Source organism: Streptomyces endophyticus (assembly GCF_035798155.1).
Taxonomy (GTDB): Bacteria; Actinomycetota; Actinomycetes; order Streptomycetales; family Streptomycetaceae; genus Streptomyces; species Streptomyces endophyticus.
Genome location: NZ_JAOZYC010000140.1, coordinates 38,739 through 61,681, shown reverse-complemented (window position 1 = coordinate 61,681; position 22,943 = coordinate 38,739). Strand labels below are relative to the sequence as shown.

22 protein-coding genes are annotated in these 22,943 nt (G+C 70.8%); 7 read left to right on the top strand and 15 right to left on the bottom strand.

Features of this window, described 5'->3' with window-relative positions; all coding sequences use genetic code 11:
• Nucleotides 1-11: 11 nt before the first annotated feature.
• Both OKJ99_RS26445 and OKJ99_RS26440 read right to left on the bottom strand, forming a co-directional pair.
• The gene (locus tag OKJ99_RS26445) at nucleotides 12-689 is read right to left on the bottom strand and encodes a response regulator transcription factor (protein ID WP_326020034.1); all 678 of its coding nucleotides are present in this window, start codon (nucleotides 687-689) and stop codon (nucleotides 12-14) included.
• The gene (locus OKJ99_RS26440) at nucleotides 677-2,254 is read right to left on the bottom strand and encodes a sensor histidine kinase (RefSeq protein ID WP_326020033.1); all 1,578 of its coding nucleotides are present in this window, start codon (nucleotides 2,252-2,254) and stop codon (nucleotides 677-679) included. Before OKJ99_RS26440 ends, OKJ99_RS26445 begins: the two co-directional genes overlap by 13 nt.
• A gap of 744 nt (nucleotides 2,255-2,998) precedes the next feature.
• Here OKJ99_RS26440 and OKJ99_RS26435 point away from each other — a divergent pair.
• The 5 genes from OKJ99_RS26435 (at nucleotide 2,999) to cseC (ending at nucleotide 7,616) form a co-directional block, all read left to right on the top strand.
• The gene (locus OKJ99_RS26435; protein WP_326020032.1) at nucleotides 2,999-3,907 is read left to right on the top strand and encodes an HhH-GPD family protein; all 909 of its coding nucleotides are present in this window, start codon (nucleotides 2,999-3,001) and stop codon (nucleotides 3,905-3,907) included.
• Between the two features lie 174 nt (nucleotides 3,908-4,081).
• Nucleotides 4,082-4,633 (top strand): SigE family RNA polymerase sigma factor, encoded by a 552-nt coding sequence (locus OKJ99_RS26430; RefSeq protein WP_326020031.1) that lies wholly within the window; start codon nucleotides 4,082-4,084, stop codon nucleotides 4,631-4,633.
• 32 nt (nucleotides 4,634-4,665) lie between these two features.
• Nucleotides 4,666-5,331 carry a hypothetical protein gene (locus OKJ99_RS26425; RefSeq protein WP_326020030.1) on the top strand — a complete coding sequence of 222 codons (666 nt, stop codon included), beginning with the start codon at nucleotides 4,666-4,668 and terminating at the stop codon, nucleotides 5,329-5,331.
• Nucleotides 5,332-5,364: 33 nt separating this feature from the next.
• The gene (gene cseB / locus OKJ99_RS26420) at nucleotides 5,365-6,093 is read left to right on the top strand and encodes a two-component system response regulator CseB (RefSeq protein WP_326020053.1); all 729 of its coding nucleotides are present in this window, start codon (nucleotides 5,365-5,367) and stop codon (nucleotides 6,091-6,093) included.
• A gap of 38 nt (nucleotides 6,094-6,131) precedes the next feature.
• Nucleotides 6,132-7,616, top strand: a complete 1,485-nt coding sequence (cseC, locus tag OKJ99_RS26415; RefSeq protein ID WP_326020029.1) for a two-component system sensor histidine kinase CseC — start codon at nucleotides 6,132-6,134, stop codon at nucleotides 7,614-7,616.
• Between the two features lie 198 nt (nucleotides 7,617-7,814).
• Here cseC and OKJ99_RS26410 read toward each other — a convergent pair whose 3' ends face one another.
• The gene (locus OKJ99_RS26410) at nucleotides 7,815-9,383 is read right to left on the bottom strand and encodes an MDR family MFS transporter (protein ID WP_326020028.1); all 1,569 of its coding nucleotides are present in this window, start codon (nucleotides 9,381-9,383) and stop codon (nucleotides 7,815-7,817) included.
• A gap of 131 nt (nucleotides 9,384-9,514) precedes the next feature.
• On the opposite strand from OKJ99_RS26410, the gene OKJ99_RS26405 reads away from it, so the two are divergent.
• Nucleotides 9,515-10,096: a TetR/AcrR family transcriptional regulator gene (locus OKJ99_RS26405; protein WP_326020027.1), complete on the top strand. Its 582-nt coding sequence runs from the start codon at nucleotides 9,515-9,517 to the stop codon at nucleotides 10,094-10,096.
• 22 nt (nucleotides 10,097-10,118) lie between these two features.
• On the opposite strand, the gene OKJ99_RS26400 is transcribed toward OKJ99_RS26405, so the two are convergent.
• Complete coding sequence (locus OKJ99_RS26400; RefSeq protein WP_326020026.1) at nucleotides 10,119-10,805, bottom strand: M23 family metallopeptidase; 687 nt, start codon at nucleotides 10,803-10,805, stop codon at nucleotides 10,119-10,121.
• A 467-nt stretch (nucleotides 10,806-11,272) separates the two neighbouring features.
• The gene (locus OKJ99_RS26395; protein ID WP_326020025.1) at nucleotides 11,273-13,807 is read right to left on the bottom strand and encodes an ATP-dependent Clp protease ATP-binding subunit; all 2,535 of its coding nucleotides are present in this window, start codon (nucleotides 13,805-13,807) and stop codon (nucleotides 11,273-11,275) included.
• 430 nt (nucleotides 13,808-14,237) lie between these two features.
• Between OKJ99_RS26395 and OKJ99_RS26390 the strand changes: the two genes are divergently transcribed.
• On the top strand, nucleotides 14,238-14,885 hold the full coding sequence (locus OKJ99_RS26390; RefSeq protein WP_326020052.1) for an SCO3374 family protein: 648 nt from the start codon (nucleotides 14,238-14,240) through the stop codon (nucleotides 14,883-14,885).
• Here OKJ99_RS26390 and OKJ99_RS26385 read toward each other — a convergent pair.
• The 10 genes from OKJ99_RS26385 to OKJ99_RS26340 all read right to left on the bottom strand — a co-directional run bounded on the left by OKJ99_RS26385 (nucleotide 14,864) and on the right by OKJ99_RS26340 (nucleotide 22,926).
• The gene (locus OKJ99_RS26385; protein ID WP_266711306.1) at nucleotides 14,864-15,199 is read right to left on the bottom strand and encodes a histone-like nucleoid-structuring protein Lsr2; all 336 of its coding nucleotides are present in this window, start codon (nucleotides 15,197-15,199) and stop codon (nucleotides 14,864-14,866) included. The two genes, OKJ99_RS26390 and OKJ99_RS26385, sit on opposite strands and share 22 nt — an antisense overlap.
• 249 nt (nucleotides 15,200-15,448) lie before the next feature.
• The gene (locus OKJ99_RS26380) at nucleotides 15,449-16,009 is read right to left on the bottom strand and encodes an amino-acid N-acetyltransferase (RefSeq protein ID WP_326020024.1); all 561 of its coding nucleotides are present in this window, start codon (nucleotides 16,007-16,009) and stop codon (nucleotides 15,449-15,451) included.
• 9 nt (nucleotides 16,010-16,018) lie between these two features.
• Nucleotides 16,019-16,435, bottom strand: coding sequence for a BlaI/MecI/CopY family transcriptional regulator (locus tag OKJ99_RS26375; protein WP_326020051.1), 417 nt, complete (start codon nucleotides 16,433-16,435; stop codon nucleotides 16,019-16,021).
• Nucleotides 16,436-16,561: 126 nt separating this feature from the next.
• Nucleotides 16,562-16,735, bottom strand: coding sequence for a hypothetical protein (locus tag OKJ99_RS26370; RefSeq protein WP_326020023.1), 174 nt, complete (start codon nucleotides 16,733-16,735; stop codon nucleotides 16,562-16,564).
• A 13-nt stretch (nucleotides 16,736-16,748) separates the two neighbouring features.
• Nucleotides 16,749-17,348, bottom strand: a complete 600-nt coding sequence (locus OKJ99_RS26365) for a hypothetical protein (protein ID WP_407700765.1) — start codon at nucleotides 17,346-17,348, stop codon at nucleotides 16,749-16,751.
• An 86-nt stretch (nucleotides 17,349-17,434) separates the two neighbouring features.
• The gene (locus tag OKJ99_RS26360) at nucleotides 17,435-18,232 is read right to left on the bottom strand and encodes a type III pantothenate kinase (protein WP_326020022.1); all 798 of its coding nucleotides are present in this window, start codon (nucleotides 18,230-18,232) and stop codon (nucleotides 17,435-17,437) included.
• On the bottom strand, nucleotides 18,232-19,242 hold the full coding sequence (gene nadC / locus OKJ99_RS26355) for a carboxylating nicotinate-nucleotide diphosphorylase (protein WP_326020021.1): 1,011 nt from the start codon (nucleotides 19,240-19,242) through the stop codon (nucleotides 18,232-18,234). The genes OKJ99_RS26360 and nadC overlap by 1 nt, the downstream gene beginning before the upstream one ends.
• Entirely contained in the window at nucleotides 19,239-20,954 is a 1,716-nt protein-coding gene (locus tag OKJ99_RS26350; protein WP_326020020.1) for an L-aspartate oxidase, read from the bottom strand. Before OKJ99_RS26350 ends, nadC begins: the two co-directional genes overlap by 4 nt.
• On the bottom strand, nucleotides 20,951-21,910 hold the full coding sequence (panC, locus tag OKJ99_RS26345) for a pantoate--beta-alanine ligase (protein ID WP_326020049.1): 960 nt from the start codon (nucleotides 21,908-21,910) through the stop codon (nucleotides 20,951-20,953). Before panC ends, OKJ99_RS26350 begins: the two co-directional genes overlap by 4 nt.
• Before the next feature lie 116 nt (nucleotides 21,911-22,026).
• Nucleotides 22,027-22,926, bottom strand: coding sequence for a Rossmann-like and DUF2520 domain-containing protein (locus tag OKJ99_RS26340; protein ID WP_326020019.1), 900 nt, complete (start codon nucleotides 22,924-22,926; stop codon nucleotides 22,027-22,029).
• Nucleotides 22,927-22,943 lie beyond the last annotated feature (17 nt).

The window sequence follows — 22,943 nt, the reverse complement described above, 5'->3', positions numbered from 1 at the left end:
GGCGGGTCCGGCTACGTCAGCAGTCCCGCCTCGTACGCCACGATGGCCGCCTGTACGCGGTTCTTGACCTCAAGGCGCTCCAGGACGGCGCTCACGTACGCCTTCACCGTCCCCTCCACGAGATGCAGCCGGTCGGCGATCTCCGGGTTCGACAGTCCCGCGCCGACCAGGCCGAGCACCTCGCGCTCGCGCGGGGTGAGGGCCCCGACGCGCTGCCGGGCCGCGGCCTCCCGGGTCAGCCGGCCGCCGCCGAGCCCGTCGATGACATGCCGGGCCACCTTCGGCGACAGGAACGCGGCGCCGCCCGCCACCGCCCGTACGCCCGCCATCAGTTCGTGCGGGTCGCCCGACTTGAGCAGGAAGCCGGTCGCGCCGCCGCCGAGGGCCCGCGCCACGTAGGCGTCCTCGGAGAACGTGGTCAGCATCGCCACGGCCGTGCCCGGCACCGTCGCCGTGATCTCCTCCGCCGCCGCCAGGCCGTCCAGGCGCGGCATACGGATGTCGAGGAGCGCGACGTCCGGGCGGTGGGCCTGGGCGAGGCACACGGCCTCCCGTCCGTCGGCGGCCTCCGCGACGACCTCGAAGTCCCCGCCCGCCGCGAGGATCGCGCCGACGCCGGCCCGGATCATCGCCTCGTCGTCGGCGAGCAGCACCCGGATCCGTCTGCCCGGCTCGCTCAGCGCGCCCATTCACGCTCCTCTTCCTGTACCTGGTCGGCGGTGCCCGCCTTGGGGATCACCGCTTTGTCGATGAGCGTGTGCGACGCGTCGTCGGCGAAGCAGAGCCTGAAGTGCTCGACCGTCACGAATAGTTCGCCGCTCGCCCGGTAGTAGCGGCAGTCGGCCTGCGCGGGCGGTGGCGTGGGCGCGCGCTCGACCGGCGGGTCGCTGATCGTGCGCGCGGGCAGCCGCGACTCCACATCGGCGAGCGGCGTGCCGACGCGCAGCTGCACGTACGCCTGCGGGGTGAGGACGGCGTGCGTCTTCGTATACGCGTACCAGGTGAACGCCCCGCCGATCAGGACGGTTCCCGCGACCGCGGCCGCCCCGAAGGCCAGGCCCACCCGGCGTCTGGCGGTGCGGCGGGCGTGCACGAAACCGGCGTCGCCGGGGTTGCCGCGTGGGGCGCCGGGCGCGGGAAGGCGGGCGCTCACCCGGAATCCGCCGTCGTGCGGGCCGGCGTCGAAGCTGCCGCCGAGCGCGGTGATCCGGGAGCGCAGACCGAGGAGTCCGGTGCCGCTGCCGGACGGTGCGGCGGACGCGTCGGCCGGGCGGGCATTGGTGACGGTGACGGTCGTGGTGGTGCCGTCCTGCCGGGCCTCTACGGCGACGGGGGCGCCCGGCGCATACTTGGCGGCGTTCGTCAGGGCTTCCTGGACGACTCGGTAGGCGGTGCGGTCCTCGGTGTCGGGAACGTTCGCCGGGGTGCTCACCAGATGCACCGCGAGACCCGATCCGGCTGCCCGGTCGACGAGTTCCGCGACGGTCTCGCCGGGCGGGGCGAGCGGGGCCTGCTCGTCGTCCTCCTCGCGCAGCAGGCCGATGATGGCGCCCAGCCGATCGGTGGCGTCGGAGGCGGCGGAGCGGAGGTCGGCGGCGGCCGTGCGGTGCGCTTCGGCGAGGCCGAGGGTGACCTGGAGGGCGCCGGCGCGCAGGGCGATGAGGCTGAGTTCGTGGCCAAGGGAGTCGTGCATGTCCTGCGCGATCCGGGCCCGTTCGCGCAGCCGGGCGCGGTCCGCGACGATCCGGTGCTCGCGCTCCAACTGCTCGGCCCTGGCCCACCCTGCGGCCGTCAACTCCCGGCTCTGCCGCCAGTACCGCCCGATGAGCCACGGGAAGACGGCGCCGAACAGCAGCGTCCCCATGAGCACCAGCCACTCGGCGGCCGGGTCGACCTGCCGAATGCTGATCTTGACGGTGCCGGCGACGGCGAGCGCGCCGAAGGCGAGGAGGGACGGACGTACGGCCGGTGACCGCAGCCCCATGAGGTACGCGAAGACGGCGAGCGCGCCCCCGTACGAGAGCGTGAACAGGGACGACGCGGCGGCCAGGCCCGGCGCGGCCGCGAGCAGAAAGGCGATGGCGGGCCGACGTCGGTGCAGCGCGGCGGCGGCCCCGAGCGCGACGATCCCGGCGAGCTGCTGCCAGGTGCTGTCGGGTTCGTGCAGATGCAGCCACTCGACGGCGAGCACCGGAAGCGCGAGCGCCCCCCAGAGCAACAGGCCGACCAGCAGAACGCGACGTCGAGACTTCACGCCACGGACGCTACAAGCGAGATGACGCGTGCCGCCCCTGCCGATCGTCAGGTCCCCGACGTTGGGCAATCCGCCCGTGCCGGCCGACCACACCTCGCCGTGGCCAGCCCACCGCCTTGGGCCCACCCCGCCGCTTGCGACCGACGCGGCCCCCACGTTGAGCAATCCGCCGCCTTGGGCGCTTCCCTGCCCTTTCCGGCCGATGCCGCCTCCACGTTGGGCTCCGCCCTGCCTACTGTGGCCGTGCCTGCCCGGAGCCCCGGGCAACCCCTCCCGCCCGTTGCGGTCAACCGCACCACGCCGTGGCCGGCCCACCACCTCGGACCCCACCCCGCCCGTTGCGACCGGCCGCAACTTGCCTTGGGCAATCTGCCGCCTTGGGCGGCAGGGTGGGCAAGGCGGCGCCCGGTGCCGCGCACCCACAACATGGGCGCCGACCCCGGCACGGCGCCGGGCCCCGGTCGGGCCGAAGCCCCCGGAGGGGGCGGGAGGGTGGGAGATGACCGGACCCCGGCACGGCCGGAGGAGGCACCGCGCCCCGCACCGATCGCATGGGCGCCGCCCCCGGCACAGACCCCCAACCCCGGCACCGCGCACCCGCCACGACGGTCCCGGCCCCCGGCACAGACCCGGAACCCCGGCGCCGCGCACCCGTCACCACCGACGCCAACCCGGGCACAGCCCCCGCCCCCGGCACCGCGCTCCCCCGCCCCGGCCCCCACACATGGCAGGATCGGACGTGCCATGACTGCGCTCACAGAGAACCCCGAGAACGCCGAGAACGCCGATCTCCACGCACCGGTCATCGACTGGTTCACCGAGCACGCTCGCGACCTGCCCTGGCGCCGCCGCGACGCGGGCCCGTGGGGCGTGATGGTCAGCGAGTTCATGCTCCAGCAGACCCCCGTCAACCGCGTGCTCCCGGTGTACGAGCAGTGGCTCGCCCGCTGGCCCCGGCCCGCCGACCTCGCCGCGGAGGCGCCCGGCGAGGCCGTCCGTGCCTGGGGCCGGCTCGGCTATCCGCGCCGCGCCCTGCGCCTGCACGGCGCCGCCGTCGCCATAACGGAACGCCACGGCGGCGACGTACCCACCGGCCACGCGCAGCTCCTCGCGCTGCCCGGCATCGGCGAGTACACGGCGGCCGCCGTCGCCTCGTTCGCGTACGGCCAGCGGCACGCGGTGCTCGACACGAACGTGCGGCGGGTGTTCGCCCGCGCCGTGGCCGGCGTGCAATACCCGCCGAACGCGACCACCGCCGCCGAGCGGAAGCTGGCCCGGGAGCTGCTGCCCGAGGAGGACGACACCGCCGCCCAGTGGGCCGCCGCCTCCATGGAGTTGGGCGCCCTGGTGTGCACCGCCAAGAACGAGGAGTGCCACCGCTGCCCGATCGCGGCGATGTGCTCCTGGCGGCTCGCGGGCAAGCCCGCGCACGAGGGACCGGCGCGCCGCGGCCAGACGTACGCGGGCACGGACCGCCAGGTGCGCGGCAAGCTGCTCGCCGTGCTGCGGGACTCCGTCGCCCCGGTGCCGCAGGCGGTGCTCGACCGGGTGTGGGACGAGCCGGTGCAGCGGGCCAGGGCCCTGGACGGCCTGGTCGACGACGGCCTGGTGGAGCCGCTCGCGGGCGGCCTCTACCGGCTTCCGCAGGGCTGAGCCGGGGCGCCCGGAGCTCCACGGCGCCCTTCGTTACACAACCGACGGGTAGTCGTGCGGTGGCCGCTGGCCGGAACGGACAACGCCGTGACAACTCCTCCGTAACTTCTTCCTCGTAACCGCACACAACCTGTGCGGACCACGGGGATTGCGGGAAGCGGGAGGCAGTTGATCATGGCGCATGCCGGTGAGGTGCTCGGGTTCGAAGAGTACGTGCGGACGCGGCAGGACGCCCTGCTGCGCAGCGCCCGGCGTCTCGTGCCCGACCCGGTCGACGCCCAGGACCTGCTGCAGACCGCGCTCGTACGGACGTACGGGCGGTGGGACGGCATAGCGGACAAGCGCCTGGCCGACGCGTATCTGCGCCGCGTCATGATCAACACGCGGACCGAGTGGTGGCGGGCGCGCAAGCTGGAGGAAGTGCCCACCGAGCAGCTGCCGGAGTCCTCGATCGACGACTCGACGGAGCAGCACGCCAACCGCGCACTGCTGATGGACGTCATGAAGGTGCTCGCTCCGAAGCAGCGCAGCGTCGTGGTGCTGCGACACTGGGAGCAGATGTCCACAGAGGAGACGGCCGCCGCTCTCGGAATGTCGGCCGGAACCGTGAAGAGCACGCTGCACCGGGCCCTTGCCCGGCTCCGTGAGGAGCTGGAGAAGCGAGAGCGCGAGGAACTGGCCGGCCGCGCGCTCGACGTTAAGGAGCGGGAGCGTTGCGCGGCCTAGGCATACGCGCCTCTGGGATTCGTACGTCCCTGATGCGGGGGCGTTCCGCCCTGATGCGGGGCATAAAGGCGGGGAGCGCGGCGATCGCCGGGCTCGCCGCCATCGGGCTGTTCGCCGGGGTCCTCGCGGCGTGCTCGACCGGAGGCACCGGCGCCCGTGACGAGGGCCCGGCCCGCACGGACCCGGTCGGGTCGACGGCGGCGGGCAGCGCGAGCCCCTCGGCCTCCGCCTCACCGAGCGCCCCGAGCTCCGCCGAGGCGGTGGGGATGGTGAAGAAGGACCCGAAGGTCGGCGCGGACATCAAGCGCGACCTGAAGCCGTGCGTGGCGGACGAGTACCCGGTCGACGTGAGCTACGGAACGCTGACCGGCAGCTCCCGGAGCGACGTCGTGGTGAACGTGATGACCTGCGGGGACGCGGTCGGCATCGGCACGTACGTGTATCGCGACGAGGGCGGCACGTACAAGAATGTGTTCAAGGACGAAGAGCCCCCGGTGTACGCGGAGATCGACCGGGGTGATCTCGTGGTCACCAAGCAGGTGTACGAGAAGGGTGACTCGGTCGCCTCACCGTCGGGCGAGGAGATCCTCACGTACCGGTGGGGCGGGCGCGGGTTCACCCAGGAGAGCCGCACGCACAACGATTACAGCAACGCGGTGGACGGGGAGAGCCCGGCGCCTTCGGACGACGCCGGCTGAGACACGTGGTGGAGGAGAGATCGGATGGCTGTCATGGGCGGTGAGCGCAAGGGCGAGCCGACGCACGTCCTGTTCGTCGAGGACGACGACGTCATCCGCGAGGCCACCCAGCTCGCCCTGGAGCGCGACGGTTTCGTGGTGACCGCGATGCCGGACGGGCTCGCGGGCCTGGAGGCGTTCCGGGCGGACCGGCCGGACATCGCGCTGCTCGACGTCATGGTGCCGGGGCTCGACGGGGTCTCCCTGTGCCGCCGCATCCGCGACGAGTCGACGGTTCCGGTGATCATGCTCTCCGCGCGCGCGGACTCCATCGATGTCGTGCTCGGCTTGGAGGCGGGGGCTGACGACTACGTGACGAAGCCGTTCGACGGGGCGGTGCTCGTGGCCCGGATCCGCGCCGTGCTGCGCCGCTTCGGGCACGCGGGCGGCGCTGCGGCCGCGTCCGGCGCGGCCGAGGAGGGCCTCGCGCCCGGCCACGGGGCGCTGCGCTTCGGCGACCTGGAGATCGACACGGACGGCATGGAGGTCCGCAAGGGCGGGGAGCCGGTGGCCCTGACGCCCACCGAGATGCGCCTGCTGCTTGAGTTCTCCTCCGTGCCCGGCTCGGTGCTGTCCCGCGACAAGCTCCTGGAGCGCGTGTGGGACTACGGCTGGGGCGGCGACACCCGCGTCGTCGACGTCCATGTGCAGCGGCTGCGTACGAAGATCGGCCAGGACCGGATCGAGACGGTCCGCGGCTTCGGCTACAAGCTCAAGGCCTGACCGGGCTGATGGGACAGCGCATATATGGGACAGCGCGTATGAGGAGGGGCACCACAGGGGCCGCGTCGGCGGCTGCCGTGCCGACGCCGCGCGCCACGGGTGCCGAAGGTGCCACGGGTGGCGAAGGTGTCGCGGGTGCCGAAGGTGCCGCGGAGAATCCGGCCGCCGCCGGGCCGTCGGCCGCCGTGCGGAAGACCGCCCGCTCCTGGATCCCGCACGGCCTGCGGACCGGTGTGCGCTGGAAGATCAGCGTCGCCATCGCCTTCGTGGGCGCGCTCGTCGCCGTGGCACTCAGCCTCGTCGTGCACAACGCGGCCCGCGTCTCGATGCTGGACAACGCGCGGGACGTGCAGGACGAGCGGATCCAGTTCGTGCAACGGCAGTACGAGGCGCGCGGCGGCAATCTGCCCGTCGGCTTCAAGGTGGACGACCCGGTGCTCCCGCACGACCTGCGCGCGAAGGCCCAGGAGGGCCGCCGCGTCACCTACGTGTCGGAGTCGGCCAGCGGCGTGCCCGACATCTGGGCCGCGGTCCCGCTCAGCAACGGCGGGATCCTCTCGGTGCACACCCGGTTCGCCGACCGCAGCGCCACCGTGATGAAGGACCTCGACAAGGCGCTGCTCATCGGCTCGATCTCCGTCGTGCTCGGCGGCAGCGCGCTCGGCGTCCTCATCGGCGGCCAGCTCTCCCGCCGCCTGCGCAAGGCGGCGAGCGCGGCCCGCGATGTCGCGGCGGGCCAGAGCGACGTCCGCGTCCGGCGCGCCATCGGCGGTGTCGTACGCGACGAGACGGACGATCTCGCGCAGGCCGTCGACGCGATGGCCGACGCCCTGAAGCAGCGCCTTGAGGCCGAGCGCCGGGTCACCGCCGACATCGCGCACGAGCTGCGCACGCCGGTCACCGGGCTGCTCACCGCCGCCGAACTGCTGCCCCCCGGGCGGCCGAGCGAACTCGTCAAGGACCGCGCGCAGGCGATGCGTACGCTCGTCGAGGACGTCCTGGAGGTGGCGCGGCTCGACAGTGCCGCCGAGCGTGCCGAGTTGCAGGACATCATGCTCGGCGAGTTCGTGGAGCGCCGGATCGCGGCCCGCGCGGGCGACGGCGTCAGCGTCCGGGTGATCCACGAGTCCGAGGTGACGACGGACCCGCGCCGCCTGGAGCGCATCCTCCTCAACCTACTGGCCAACGCCTCCAAGCACGCACGCCCGCCCATCGAGGTCAGCGTCGAGGGCCGGGTGCTCCGGGTGCGCGACCACGGCCCCGGCTTCCCGGAGGAGCTCCTGGAGGACGGGCCGAGCCGCTTCCGCACCGGCGCCGCCGACCGCGCGGGCCACGGCCACGGCCTGGGCCTGACGATCGCGGCGGGCCAGGCCCGGGTGCTCGGCGCCCGCCTCACGTTCCGCAACATCCGCCCGCAGGGCGCCGACCACGACGCCCCCGCCGAGGGCGCCGTGGCCGTGCTGTGGCTTCCGGAGCACGCCCCGACGAACACCGGGAGCTTCCCGATGGTGCGGCTGCCCTAGGGCCCTTCTGACGGATCTTGCTGGAGTCGCGGGCCCTGGCACGCACATCTGCGGCGTTGTCGTCGGTTGCCAACGCTCCGCGTTGACGCCCTCCTCCGCCTTGCAGCTGCACGCACCAGACCCCACTCGCCCGCACCGCCCGTGGACGCCGTCCGCGTCCAGCCTGATCCGTCAGAAGGGCCCTAGGCGACCGGGCAACTAGGCGACGGGTTCCGTCGTTGCCGGCTCCTTGTCGGCAGGCCCCGCCCCCCGCAGCACGACCTCCTTGACGAAGACCGCCGCGAGCAGCGCGGCGAGCGCCACCACGGAACCCAGCAGGAACGCCGAGTGCGTGCCGGAGGAGACCGCGAACTGGTAGGCGTCCCGCGCCTGCTCCGGCAGCTTCGCCAGGCTCGCCGCATCCAGCTGCGCCGACTGCTCGGTGATCTTCCCGCCGAGCGCCCCGGCCCGCTCCGCCATGACGTCCTGCACCCGGTTGTTGAACAGCGCGCCCATGATGGCGACGCCGAACGACGAACCGAGGGTGCGGAACAAGGTGGTGGACGAGGACGCGACGCCCATGTCCTTCATCTCGACGCTGTTCTGCGCGACCAGCATCGTGATCTGCATCAGACAGCCCATCCCGGCGCCCAGCACGGCCATGTAGAGCCCGGACGTGAACCGCGACGTCCCGGTGTCCATCTGCGCGAGCAGGAACAGACCGGCGATCATCAGGACGCTGCCCACCACCGGGAACACCTTGTACTTGCCGGTGTTGGTGGTGACCCGGCCCGCGATCAGCGAGACGACCATCATCGCGAGCAGCATCGGAAGCAGCAGCAGACCGGAGTTGGTCGCGGACGCGCCCTGCACGGACTGCTGGTACAGCGGCAGGAAGAGCACCGCGCCGAACATCACGAAGCCGGTGATGAAGCCGATCACGGACATCAGCGTGAAGTTGCGGTTGCGGAAGATGTGCAGCGGCACGATCGGCTCGGCGGCCTTGGTCTGCCAGAACACGAACCCGACGAGCGCGGCGACGCCGATCCCGATCAACTCCATGATCATGGCGGAGTCCCAGGCGTACTCGCTCCCGCCCCACGTGGTCACGAGCACGATCGAGGTGATGCCGACGGTGAGCAGCGCGGCACCGAAGTAGTCGATGGAGTGCGCGGCCCGCTTCTTCGGCAGGTGCAGCACCGCGGTGATCGCCACGAGGGCGAGGATGCCGAGCGGCACGTTGATGTAGAACGCCCAGCGCCAGCCGAGGTGGTCGGTGAGGGTGCCGCCGACCAGCGGCCCGCCGATCATGGCGAGGGCCATCACGCCGGCCATCATGCCCTGGTACTTGCCCCGCTCACGGGGCGGAATCAGATCGCCGATGATGGCCATGACCCCGACCATCAGCCCGCCGGCGCCGAGCCCCTGCACGGCCCTGAACCCGATCAGCTGCCCCATGTCCTGGGCCATTCCGCTGAGCACGGAGCCGAGCAGGAAGATCACGATGGAGGTCAGGAAGGCGCCCTTCCTGCCGTACATGTCGCCGATCTTCCCCCAGATCGGCGTGGAGGCGGCGGTCGCGAGCGTGTACGCGGTGACGACCCACGACAGATGCTCGAGTCCACCCAGCTCTCCGACGATGGTGGGCATCGCGGTGCCCACGATCATGTTGTCGAGCATGGCCAGCAACATGGCGAGCATCAGCGCGAGCAGCACTACTCGCACGCTGCGCGGCTGTTTCACCGGCTCCTGATCCGCTGTCGCGGGCTGCACCGCCGCCTGTGTCATGGTCCCCACTCCCCCTGCGTCACCCGGGACTTACTTGTCGCCCGGCTAGTTACCTACAATGGGGAAAGTAGAGCGCCAACTAGCCGGGCGTCAAGTAAGTTTTTTCCCAAGGGCACGAGAGGCAGCAGCCGATGGTCACGGGCAGCAGTAAGCCGCAGCAGCGCCGCGGGGACACCCGCCAGCGCATTCAGGACGTGACCTTGGAGCTCATCGCCGAGCAGGGGTACGAGAAGACGTCGCTGCGGGAGATCTCCGAACGCCTCGGTGTGACGAAGGCCGCGCTCTACTACCACTTCAAGACCAAGGAAGACATCGTCGTCAGTCTCTTCACGGACCTGATGAGGCCGATCGACGACGTGATCGCGTGGGCCGCCGAGCAGCCGCCGACGCTCGAGGCCAAGCTCGAGATCCTCGGCCACTACTCGAGCGCACTGTCCGACGCCGCCCCGCTCTTCCGTTTCATGCAGGAGAACCAGGCGACGATGCGCGAGCTGAGCATCGGCGAGAACTTCAAGGAGCGGATGACGTCCCTGCTCGACCATCTGCTCCCCGAGGACGTCACGCTGACCGACCGGGTCCGCTGCTTCAGCGCGCTGTTCTCGATGCACGCCGGGATGTTCGTCCTCAGAGACGTCGAAGGCGACCCCGAGGAGAAGCGCAAGGCCATCCTCGAGGTCGCCTCCGACCTGGTCACCCGGGCCCATCACAGTTGACGGGCCGATGCGGCGGGCGTCGTCAGACGCTCACGCCCTCCTTCTTCAGGAAGTTGACCGGGTTGACCGCCGAGCCGTAGTCCGCCGTCGTGCGGATCTCGAAGTGCAGATGCGGGCCGCTGGAGTTGCCGGTGTCGCCGGACAGCGCGATGTGGTCGCCCGTGCTGACCGTGTCGCCGACCTTCACGTCGATCCGCGACAGGTGCGCGTACTGCGAGTACGTGCCGTCGCTGTGCTTGATGACGATGGCGTTGCCGTACGCGGCGCCGTCACCGGCGCCATTGCCGCCGGCCTTGACGACGGTGCCGCCGTGCACGGCGGAGACATCGGTGCCGACCGACACCGCGAAGTCCTGGCCGGAGTGGTGGCCGCTGGCCCACATGGCGCCGCCCTGCGAGTAGCCGGCGGAGAGCTCGTAGTCCTTGACCGGGTCGATCCAGGACGCGGCCTTCTTCTCCTCGGCCTTCTTCTTCTCCGCCTCGGCCTGCTTCTTCGCCTTCGCGGCGCTGTCGGCGGCCTTGGCCTGAGCGGTGGCCTGGGCCTCGAGGGAGGAGGCGGCGATACCGGGGAGGGCGGTGGCGTCTGCGGAGTCGGCGACCGCGGCCCCGGTCCCGAGCAGCGCCGACACTCCGAATCCGGCGGCCACGACGGCAGCCCGCTTACGGAGCATCGACGTACCGGGGCGGTGGGACTGGGTGCGCTTCGACATATGGGCAGACCTCTCGAACTGGGACATGAAGTGGCCCGGCGCACTGCCTCGTGCTGCCGGACCGGCCATCCCTTGGTAACCCGACCCCCCATCGCCACCCAAAACGCCCATCTACGACACCGCCTCGTAGGCCCACCCCGAAAACGGCCCGCACCATCCGGCGACCCGAGCGGGCTCGCGGATGCCCGATTTATGCACTCATCCTTGGTTTAACCGCACTTCATCGCCGTACGCCCCGGCTGTTACCGGAACCCATCGGCCGTGTAACAGCGCGGCCGACCCACCACCGGCCCACTATTTCCGTTAGTACGTGATGCACGTCCTATGCGGCATGTCACCGACGGGCAAGATCCAACAGCTCCCGGATGTGACCGGGGCTACGCCCCTCCACACAAAAAACGGGTGGGCCCGAACCGTTCCGTCAGGAACAGTTCGGGCCCACCCGTATCAGGCTCGCCCCGGAGGGGTTACGCGTCCTTGCTCAGGTTCGGCCCGGCGGAGCCGCCCGCGGCCGCGTCCTCGATCGGCGGGGCGTCGGGCAGTGCCGCCTTCTCCTCGCCGCGGAAGGTGAAGGTCTTGTTCTCGCCCTCGCCCTCCGTGTCCACGACCACGATGTGGCCCGGGCGCAGCTCACCGAAGAGGATCTTCTCCGAGAGGGTGTCCTCGACCTCGCGCTGGATCGTGCGACGCAGCGGTCGCGCGCCGAGCACGGGGTCGTAGCCCTTCTTCGAGAGCAGCTCCTTGGCGGACTGCGAGAGCTCGATGCCCATGTCGCGGTCCTTGAGGCGCTCGTCCACCTTCGTGATCATCAGGTCGACGATCTCGAGGATGTCGCTCTGGAGCAGCTGCGGGAAGACGACGACGTCGTCGACACGGTTGAGGAACTCGGGGCGGAAGTGCTGCTTGAGCTCGTCCGAGACCTTGTTCTTCATGCGCTCGTAGTTGGACTTCGAGTCACCCATGGCGGCGAAGCCCAGGTTGAAGCCCTTCGAGATGTCACGGGTTCCAAGGTTGGTCGTCATGATGATGACCGTGTTCTTGAAGTCCACGACGCGGCCCTGGGAGTCGGTCAGGCGACCGTCCTCCAGGATCTGCAGAAGGCTGTTGAAGATGTCCGGGTGAGCCTTCTCGACCTCGTCGAAAAGAACCACCGAGAACGGCTTGCGCCGCACCTTCTCGGTCAGCTGACCGCCCTCTTCGTAACCCACGTATCCGGGCGGGGAACCGAAGAGACGCGACACCGTGTGCTTCTCGCTGAACTCCGACATGTCGAGGGAGATCAGCGCCTCCTCGTCACCGAAGAGGAACTCGGCGAGAGCCTTGGACAGCTCCGTCTTACCGACACCGGACGGGCCCGCGAAGATGAACGAACCACCCGGACGCTTCGGGTCCTTCAGACCGGCCCGCGTACGGCGGATCGCCCGCGAGAGCGCCTTGACGGCGTCCTTCTGGCCGATGACCCGCTTGTGGAGCTCGTCCTCCATGCGCAGCAGACGCGAGGACTCCTCCTCGGTCAGCTTGAAGACCGGAATGCCGGTGGCGGTCGCGAGGACCTCGGCGATCAGCTCGCCGTCGACCTCGGCGACGACGTCCATGTCGCCGGCCTTCCATTCCTTCTCGCGCTTGGCCTTCGCGGCGAGCAGCTGCTTCTCCTTGTCGCGGAGAGAGGCCGCCTTCTCGAAGTCCTGGGAGTCGATGGCCGACTCCTTGTCGCGACGCACGCCCGCGATCTTCTCGTCGAACTCGCGGAGGTCCGGCGGCGCGGTCATCCGGCGGATGCGCATCCGGGAACCGGCCTCGTCGATCAGGTCGATCGCCTTGTCCGGCAGGAAGCGGTCCGAGATGTACCGGTCGGCCAGGGTCGCGGCCTGGACGAGGGCCTCGTCCGTGATGGAGACCCGGTGGTGGGCCTCGTACCGGTCACGGAGACCCTTCAGGATCTCGATCGTGTGCGGCAGCGACGGCTCCGCGACCTGGATCGGCTGGAAGCGGCGCTCGAGGGCCGCGTCCTTCTCCAGGTGCTTGCGGTACTCGTCGAGCGTCGTCGCACCGATGGTCTGCAGCTCACCGCGGGCCAGCATGGGCTTCAGGATGGAAGCCGCGTCGATGGCGCCCTCAGCGGCACCCGCACCGACCAGCGTGTGCAGCTCGTCGATGAACAGGATGATGTCGCCGCGGGTACGGATCTCCTTGAGCACCTTCTTGAGGCGCTCCTCGAAGTCACCGCGGTAGCGGGAACCGGCGACCAGCGCGCCGAGGTCAAGCGTGTAGAGGTGCTTGTCCTTCAGCGTCTCGGGCACCTCGCCCTTGACGATCGCCTGGGCGAGGCCCTCGACGACCGCCGTCTTGCCGACGCCGGGCTCACCGATCAGGACCGGGTTGTTCTTGGTCCGGCGCGACAGGACCTGCATGACGCGCTCGATCTCCTTCTCGCGCCCGATGACCGGGTCGAGCTTGGACTCACGAGCGGCCTGCGTCAGGTTGCGGCCGAACTGGTCGAGCACCAGGGACGTCGAGGGGGTGCCCTCGGCAGGCCCGCCACTGGCGCCGGCGGTCTCCTTGCCCTGGTAACCGGAGAGCAGCTGGATGACCTGCTGCCGCACCCGGTTGAGGTCTGCGCCCAGCTTGACCAGGACCTGGGCAGCGACGCCCTCGCCCTCGCGGATCAGGCCGAGCAGGATGTGCTCCGTGCCGATGTAGTTGTGGCCCAGCTGAAGGGCCTCGCGGAGCGACAGCTCCAGGACCTTCTTGGCACGGGGGGTGAAGGGGATGTGACCGGACGGGGCCTGCTGGCCCTGGCCGATGATCTCCTCCACCTGCTGGCGGACCGCCTCGAGCGAAATCCCGAGGCTCTCCAGGGCCTTAGCGGCGACACCCTCGCCCTCGTGGATCAAGCCCAGGAGGATGTGCTCGGTGCCGATGTAATTGTGGTTGAGCATCCGGGCTTCTTCCTGAGCCAGGACGACAACCCGCCGCGCGCGGTCGGTGAACCTCTCGAACATCGTTAATCGCTCCTCAGAGCGGTCAGGCAGTTAGGGGTCGGTCCCCTCCCTGTCCTTCCGCAGCTTAGTCCCGCAAGCGGGGACCGCTCATTCCATCTGCCGACACCCGTTCATGGTCTCCTGCCCCGAACGCCGACAACTGCTCCAACCCGATGGTGCGAGACGATGTTCCCGCAGGCCAGGCAGATACCCCCACCATCAGTACGCCGATGGCGAACGCAGGCTGCCCTTCCCGCACGTGTCGCCCCTCCCACTAGGGATGTCTTACCCGTAAGGACTGACACTCCATGCGGCGCGCCCTGGTTCCCTCCGCTACGGGCGAACACCTTCGCGCCGCCAAGCGCCTCCGCACGCCCCTTTTGCAGACACGGTACGCATGCACTCGGCGACAGCACGTAACCCCGGAGCGTCGGTGGCTGTTGCTCCTGGCATGGTCACCACCTCCGGCACGACCGTTCCCGCTCCCCGGCACCCGCTGACCGACACCGGACGCGATCCGGTGCGGCGGTGGTACGAGGACGAGCTCGGCTGGGCGACCGCGCCCGGCTCCGACGGCGCACTGCTGCACACCGGGCTGCGCTTCGACGTCCTGGAGGTGCCGGCCGACGCCGGCTTCGCGATGCTGCGCAGACTCGATCCCCGGTCACCGGTGGCCGTGCGCGGGGAAACGATGCGGCTGCTGGTCGCCGCGGGCAGCGCGGACGAACTACCGGGGCTGCTCGACTGGCTGGAGTGGGGGGCACTGCCCCTGGACCTCGTCGCCGTCGGGGCGGGCGGTCTCATCGACGCGCCGACGCCTCCGGGCTGGTCCGGCTCGCAGGAGGCCGCTGTCTGGGTGCGGCCCCCCGAGCCCGGCTGCGAGGTGGAACCGGTGCTACCGGCCCTGACGAGCCTGACGGCCGTCTCGACCTGGTCGGTCGTGGGGGGCGGTGGGGGCGCCCCCGATCTCGTACGCCTCGTGGACACGGCGGCGACGCACTGCCACCGGGCCCGGCTGCGTCGCGGCGCTGCTGCGCCGGCGACCACGTCAACAAAGCGACCAATGCGGCCGTCCCGTCAGCCGTTGGCCTTCTCGTAGGCCTCACGGATCGACTGGGGAACGCGGCCGCGGTCGTTGACCTCGTAGCCGTTCTCCTTCGCCCACGCGCGGATCTGCGCGGTGTCCTGGTTGCCACCGCCGGACGTGGCGCGCGCCTTGCCCCGGCCGCTCGAGCGGCCACCGGTGCGACGACCGCCCTTGAGGTACGGCTCAAGGAGGCCACGGAGCTTGTCCGCATTGGCGGTGGTGAGGTCGATCTCGTACGACTTACCGTCGAGTGCGAACGTCACCGTCTCGTCCGCCTCGCCACCGTCGAGGTCATCGACAAGAAGGACCTGAACCTTCTGTGCCACCGGATTTCCTTTCATCGAAATCTGAAGGGCGGCCCCGCGACCACGGCCGCTGATTCGCCGTCCCCTTGTTATATGCAGTACTGCAGTACGTCGGAAAGCAAACCGCTTTTGCCCGAAAAACACAAACCCCTGGCTGAGATCGGGGAGAGATCCCGGAGTTGAACACTGCCCGCCCGGCCCAAAAACATGCGCGATTCGGACATAGGGAACCGTTGCAAGCACGCATGCCGGAATAGCGTCCGGCGGCGATCACAGATGCAGAAGCATCCGGCTGTTGCCCAAGGTGTTCGGTTTCACTCGTTCGAGACCGAGGAACTCTGCTACACCCTCGTCATAGGAACGCAGCAGCTCACTGTAGACATCGGTGTCGACCGTATCGACGGGCGTCTCGCCGATCTCCACGAAGGCGTGCTTGGCGAAGAACTCGACTTCGAAGGTGAGGCAGAAAACTCGCCGAACACCGATCCAGCGCGCGGTCTGCAACAGCTTCTCAAGCAGCAGATGTCCGACTCCGGACCCCTTGACCTGGGGATCCACCGCGAGTGTGCGGACTTCCGCGAGGTCTTCCCACATGACGTGCAGTGCGCCGCAGCCGACGACCGCGGCGTTGTCGTCGCGTTCCGCGACCCAGAACTCCTGGATGTCCTCGTAAAGCGTCACGGTGGCTTTGTCGAGCAGGATCCCCTGTCGGCTGTACGCGTCGAGCAGGCGGCGCACCTCCGGCACATCGGCCGTCCTCGCCCTGCGTACGGTGACTGCTTTACGGGTCGATTCGACGGTTGACCCGACTTCGGGGAGCTCTGCTGGCATGCCCGGACGCTATCGCCCGGCCCCGTCGCCCGCTTCCTCGGGGGCCGAGGGGACTTCAGCCGGCAGTTCGGGTGAGACGATCCGCATGGCATCCCTGAGTGCCTCGCGCTGGCCCGGCGACATCATCCCGAAGAACGCGACGAGCGCGGCGGCCGGGTTGTCGCTCTGCGCCCAGGCCTCGTTCATCAGCGCGGCCGAGTACGCGGCCCGTGTGGAGACCGCCTCATATCGATAGGCCCGGCCTTCCGCTTCGCGGCGTACCCAGCCCTTCTGATGAAGATTGTCCAATACGGTCATGACGGTCGTGTAGGCGATGGACCGTTCCTGTTGGAGGTCCTCCAGGACTTCCCTCACGGTGACCGGGCGGTTCCACTTCCACACCCGCGTCATCACTGCGTCTTCGAGTTCTCCCAAGGGGCGCGGCACGAGAAGCACAATAGTGGGAGAAGTCGGTAATTCAACGTGGGACGTGGCGTTGATCGCCAAGCAATGACAAAAGGGGCGCCCGATGGGCGCCCCTCACTGCGGTTTCCGTACTGGTCGCGTCCGCGCTCAGGCGGTCGCGTCCTGTTGCCGAGTGGACTCGGCACGCGCGATGGCAGCGTCGACGGCCGCGTCCTCCTTGGCCTTCTTGTCGCCGCCCTGCGACTTCACGATGGTCACGATCAGACCGATGAAGAACGCGGCCATCACGACCGGGGGCACGAGCGCGGAGACATAGTCCATGCCCCCAGAGTAACTACCCAACAGCCAGCCGCTGCGTCGGGGCCGGAGGTTGAGTGGGGCGGCGCTTCGGTGGGAAGACCTCGGCGGGGGTGGGGACCGGGCGTGGCGGGGTCCCGGGGGGCGGTGCCGCGGGTTTGCCGTCGTCCGCCGCCGACAGTCCGCCGGGCAGGGCGAGCAGGTGGGTGCGGGAGGCCGGGACGCGGGGCCGGTACCGCGCGTCGAACTTGTCGCGTACGCCCTGTTCCGCCAGGTCGTGGCAGCGGGCCAGGAGGGCCGCCGCACCAGGGTTCCCGGGCAGCGCGCGCAGTGCCGCGAGGTCGTCGGCGCCGGGCCTGTGGCCCGCCGCCAGGGACTCCTTGAGGAGGCTCAGATAGCCGGGAGCGGAGCCGGGCAGGGCGGCCCGGTAGCGGTCGAGGTCGGAGCGGAGGAAGGCCCGCATGCGGATGCCTTCCCGGCTCGCTTCGTCGACCGACTCCGCGAGTCGCAGACAGGCCCGGACGTCCTCGTCCGAGGCGGGGCTTGGATGGAGGGCGAGGGCGAGGGCGCGTCGGAGCACACGCAGCTCTTCTGCGCCGAACGCCATACCGCCGCGGTTTCCGTAGGGCGTGGGCATGAAATGACGGTACGGCCTATTACGGACAAATCGGCTTAACCGGCAATTCCCGGGCGCGCCTTACCGGGGCACCCGAGGGCGCGCCCTCAGAGCCGCGAGACGTTCCGCTCGTACACGAGGCGCAGGCCGATCAGCGTCAGCCACGGCTCGTGCTCGTCGATCACGGTGGCCTCGCCGAGGACCATCGGCGCGAGCCCGCCCGTCGCGATGACGGTCACGTCGTCCGGGTCGTCCGCGAGCTCCTTCGCCATCCGGTTCACGACCCCGTCGACCTGGCCCGCGAACCCGTACACGATGCCCGCCTGCATCGCCTCGACCGTGTTCTTGCCGATGACGCTGCGCGGCCTGGCCAGCTCGATCTTGCGCAGCTGGGCGCCGCGCATGCCGAGCGCCTCGACGGAGATCTCGATGCCGGGCGCAATCACGCCGCCCGCGTACTCCCCGCGCGCGGACACCGCGTCGAAGGTCGTCGCCGTGCCGAAGTCCACGACGATCGCGGGGCCGCCGTACATATCGACGGCCGCGACCGCGTTGATGATGCGGTCGGCGCCGACCTCCTTGGGGTTGTCCATGAGGATCGGCACGCCGGTCTTGATGCCGGGTTCGACCAGGACGGCGGGTACGTCGCCGTAGTAGCGGCGGGTGACCTCGCGCAGCTCGTGCAGCACGGAGGGGACGGTCGAGCAGATCGCGATGCCGTCGATGCCGTCGCCCAGTTCGTCGCCGAGCAGCGGGTGCATGCCCATCAGGCCCTTGAGCAGGACGGCGAGTTCGTCGGCGGTCCTGCGCGCGTCCGTGGAGATGCGCCAGTGCTCGATGATCTCCTCGCCGTCGAACAGGCCGAGAACCGTGTGGGTGTTGCCCACGTCGATGGTGAGCAGCATCAGGCGTCCGCCTCGCGCAGGTCGAGACCGATGTCGAGGATCGGCGAGGAGTGGGTCAGGGCGCCCACGGCCAGGTAGTCGACACCCGTCTTCGCATACGTAGCGGCGTTCTCCAGCGTGAGGCGGCCGGAGGACTCCAGGAGCGCGCGGCCGTCGGTGATCGCCACCGCCTCCTCCGTCTCGCCCGGCGTGAAGTTGTCCAGGAGGATCAGGTCGGCGCCCGCGTCGAGCACCTCGCGCAGCTGGTGCAGGGTGTCGACCTCGACCTCGATCGGCAGCCCGGGGAAGCGCTCGCGCACGGCCTGGAAGGCCTGGGCCACGCCGCCGGCCGCGACCACGTGGTTGTCCTTGACCAGGGCCGCGTCCGACAGGGACATGCGGTGGTTGACGCCGCCGCCCATGCGGACCGCGTACTTCTCCAGGGAGCGCAGTCCGGGGGTCGTCTTGCGGGTGTCGCGGACCTTCGCCTTCGTACCGTCCAGAACGTCCGCCCACGCGCGCGTGGCGGTCGCGATGCCGGAGAGGCGACACATGATGTTGAGCGCGGTGCGCTCGGCGGTGAGCAGGTCGCGGGTGCGGGTGGTGACCGAGAGCAGCTTCTGCCCCGCCTCGACCCGGTCGCCGTCCTCCGCGTGCCGCTCGACCTCGAACTCGTCCGTGGCCACTACGGAGATGACCGCTTCGGCGACGCGCAGACCCGCCACGACGCCCGCCTCGCGGGCCGTGAAGTCGGCGGTGGCGACGGCCTCTTCGGGGATCGTGGCGACGGTCGTGACGTCCACGCCGCCGTCCAGGTCCTCGGTGATCGCCATGTGGGCGATGTCCTCGATCTCGACCGGGTGCAGGCCCGCGTCGAGCAGCAGCTGGGCGAGCGACGGGTCGAGGCCGCACTCCATGACGTCGGTGGCGTTCTCGGTGTCTGCTGCGAGGCCCTGCGCACAGCCGCAGTCGTCGCCGCAGCCGCCGCTGGCGGCGAGGGGGAGGTCGGGGGTGGCGCTCACGTCGGTCACTGCTCCTGAGGGTTCTCTGCCGTTGCCGGGAAGTCTGCTGTGGGTGTGGTGTACGTGGCCAGAGTCCTGTCCGGATTCAGGCGTACGACGATGTGGCGGCGCCACGTGGCATCGTCTCGGTCCGGGTGGTCCTCGCGCCAGTGGCAGCCGCGGGTCTCCTCGCGGCGGCGGGCGGCGGCGACCAGGACGCGGGCCACGCACAGGAGGTTGGTGGCCTCCCAGGTGTCGACACCGGGCTCGGCCGTCTTGCCGTTCTCCGTGAGGGAGTTGACCGCTTCGGCGTGGATGCGGCCGAGCCGGGCGGCGGCCTCGGCGAGGGAGTCCGCGGAGCGCAGGACGCCCGCGCCCGCCGTCATCGCGCGCTGGATGGCGAACCGTGCCTCCGAGGGCAGGAGGGGGTTCTCCGGGGTCCGCGGGTGGTCGACCGGCGCCGGTACGCGCGCGGGGAGGCCGTTCTCCGCGTGCTGCCGCTCGATGTCGTCCGCGATGCGCTCCGCGTAGACGAGGCCTTCCAGGAGGGAGTTGGAGGCCAGCCGGTTCGCCCCGTGGACGCCCGTGCAGGCGGCCTCCCCGCACGCGTACAGGCCCGGCACCGTGGTGCGGCCGAAGAGGTCGGTGCGGACGCCTCCGGAGGCGTAGTGCGCGGCGGGGGCGACCGGGATGGGCTCGGTGACCGGGTCGATCCCGTGGGCGCGGCAAGCCGCGAGGATCGTGGGGAACCGGTGCTCCCACATGTCGGCGCCGAAGTGCCGCCCGTCCAGGTACATGTGCTCGGCGTCCCGCTCCTGCATGCGGCGCATGATGCCCTTGGCGACGATGTCGCGGGGCGCCAGTTCGGCGAGTTCATGCTGCCCCACCATGAAGCGCACGCCGTCCGCGTCCACCAGGTGCGCGCCTTCGCCGCGTACGGCTTCGGAGACGAGCGGCTGTTGGCCCTCGGCGTCCGCGCCCAGGAACAGCACGGTCGGGTGGAACTGGACGAATTCCAGGTCGCTGACCTCGGCGCCCGCGCGCAGGGCGAGGGCCACGCCGTCGCCCGTGGACACGTGCGGGTTCGTGGTCGCCGAGAAGACCTGGCCCATGCCGCCGGTCGCGAGGACGACGGCGGGCGCCAGGACCGCGCCGACGCCGTCGTGCTGGCCCTCTCCCATGACGTGCAGGGAGACCCCGGCCGTGCGGCCTTCGGTGTCCGTCAACAGGTCGAGGACCAGGGCGTTCTCGACGGTTTCCACACCACGCGCGCGTACGGCTTCCACCAGCGCGCGGGAGATCTCCGCTCCGGTCGCGTCGCCGCCGGCGTGCGCGATGCGGCGCCGGTGGTGGCCGCCCTCGCGGGCCAGCTGGAGGTCTCCCTCGGCGGACTCGTCGAAGTGCGCACCGGTCTCGATCAGTCGGCGGACGGCGTCGGGGCCCTCGGTGACGAGGGTGCGCACGGCCTCCTCGTCGCACAGTCCCGCGCCCGCGACCAGGGTGTCGTCCAGGTGCTGCTCGGGGGTGTCGCCCTCGCCGAGGGCCGCCGCGACGCCGCCCTGCGCCCAGCGCGTGGAGCCGTCGTCGAGGCGGGCCTTGGTGACGACGACCGTGCGCAGGCCCGCGGCCTGGCAGCGCAGCGCCGCGGTCAGGCCCGCGACTCCGGAGCCGACGACCACGACGTCCGCCGCGACGTTCCAACCGGGGGTGGGGGCGTGGAGCCTTATGCCGGTGCTGCTCATTCGTGGCCTCCGAAGGTCAGCGGCAGGTTGTCGATGAGGCGGGTGGCGCCCACGCGCGCGGCGACCGCGAGCACGGCCTCGCCCTCGAAGCCGTCGGTCACGTCGGTGAAGTCGCGCGGGTCGACGAGCGCCACGTAGTCGAGCTCGATCGGCGGCTGGAGGCGCTTGGCCTCATCGAGGATCAGGCGGGCCGCCGCGAGGACGGCCGAGGGACAGCCAGGGGACGCCGTGGCGACGGCGTGTGCGTCGGCGGCGGCACGGGCCTCGCCGATCCTGCCGAGCGCCTTGGCCCGCGCGCGCGGGGTCGGGCTCTCGGCGGCACGCGCGCGCAGGGCCTCCTGCGCCGCGTGCCGGTCGCGGCCGGTGAACAGGGCGTCCGAGAGGGCCAGCGCGGTGCGGCGCTCGGCCGGGGACAGGTAGCGGTTGCGGGAGGAGAGCGCGAGCCCGTCGGTCTCGCGGACCGTGGGCACGGCGACGATCTCCACGTCGAAGTTCAGATCGCGCACCATGCGGCGCACCAGGGCGAGTTGCTGCGCGTCCTTCTGGCCGAAGAGGGCCACGTCCGCGCGCGTGAGGTGCAGCAGCTTGGCGACCACGGTAAGCATGCCGTCGAAGTGGCCGGGGCGTGCGGCGCCTTCGAGCCGCTCCCCCATGGGGCCCGCCGTGATGCGGACCTCGGGCTGCCCGCCCGGGTAGACCTCGTCGACGGACGGCGCGAACACGGCGTCCGCGCCCGCCTGTTCGGCGATCTTCACGTCCGCTTCCAGGGTGCGCGGATAGCGGTCGAGGTCCTCGCCCGCGCCGAACTGCAGCGGGTTCACGAAGACGGTGACGACCACTTCGCCGTCCGCCCCGGCGCGAGTGCGGGCCGCACGGATCAACGTCGCGTGGCCCTCGTGCAGGGCGCCCATCGTCATGACGACGACGCGCCGCCCGGTACGCGTGCGTGCCCGCATGTCCTCGCCCTTGTGGACGAGCCGCGTGTGCGACGTCTTCGTAGGGCTCGCTTTTATGGAGTCCGTCTTTGTGGAGTCCGTCTTTATGGAGTCTGTCTTTATGGAGTCTGTCGGGCTCATCGGGTCTCCTCCGCACCGGTCGCGAGAACGCCCAGCAGGTCCTCCGCGAGCTCCGGCTTCAGCAGGCCGTGCGCGAGCGCCCGGTCGGCGGTCGCACGGGCCATCGCGAGATAGCCGGCGACGGTCTGCGGGGCGTGCTTGCGCAGCTCCGTGATGTGGGCGGCGACGGTGCCCGCGTCGCCGCGCGCCACCGGGCCCGTGAGGGCCGCGTCGCCGGACCTGAGCGCGTTGTCGAGCGCCGCGCCGAGCAGCGGGCCCAGCATCCGGTCGGGAGCGCCCACACCCGCCTCGCGGAGCAGTTCCATGGACTCCGCGACCAGGGTGACCAGGTGGTTGGCGCCGAGCGCGAGGGCCGCGTGGTAGAGCGCGCGGTTCTCCTCGGCGATCCACTCGGGTTCGCCGCCCATCTCGATGACCAGGGCCTCCGCGGCCAGCCGCAGCTCCTCGGGCGCGGTGACACCGAACGAGCAGCCCGCGAGGCGCTGGACGTCGACGGGGGTGCCCGTGAACGTCATCGCGGGGTGCAGCGCGAGCGGCAGGCCACCCGCGCGCAGCGCCGGTTCGAGGACCTTTGCGCCGTACCGTCCCGAGGTGTGCACGAGCAGCTGCCCGGGCCGTACGGCGCCGGTCTCGGCGAACCCCTCGACGAGGTCCGGCAGGACGTCGTCCGGGACGGTGAGGAGCACCAGGTCGGCCTGCGCGAGGACCTCGGCGGGCGGCACCAGGGGCACGTCGGGCAGCAGCGTCGCGGCCCGTCGCACGGAGGCGTCGGAGACTCCGGAGACGGCGACGGGGCGGTGCCCGGCCAGTTGCAGGGACGCGGCGAGCGCGGGACCGACGCGGCCCGCGCCGACGACGCCTACGGTGAGGCGGGCGGGGCGGTCCTTGGGGTCCATGGGTTCGAATCGTGGGT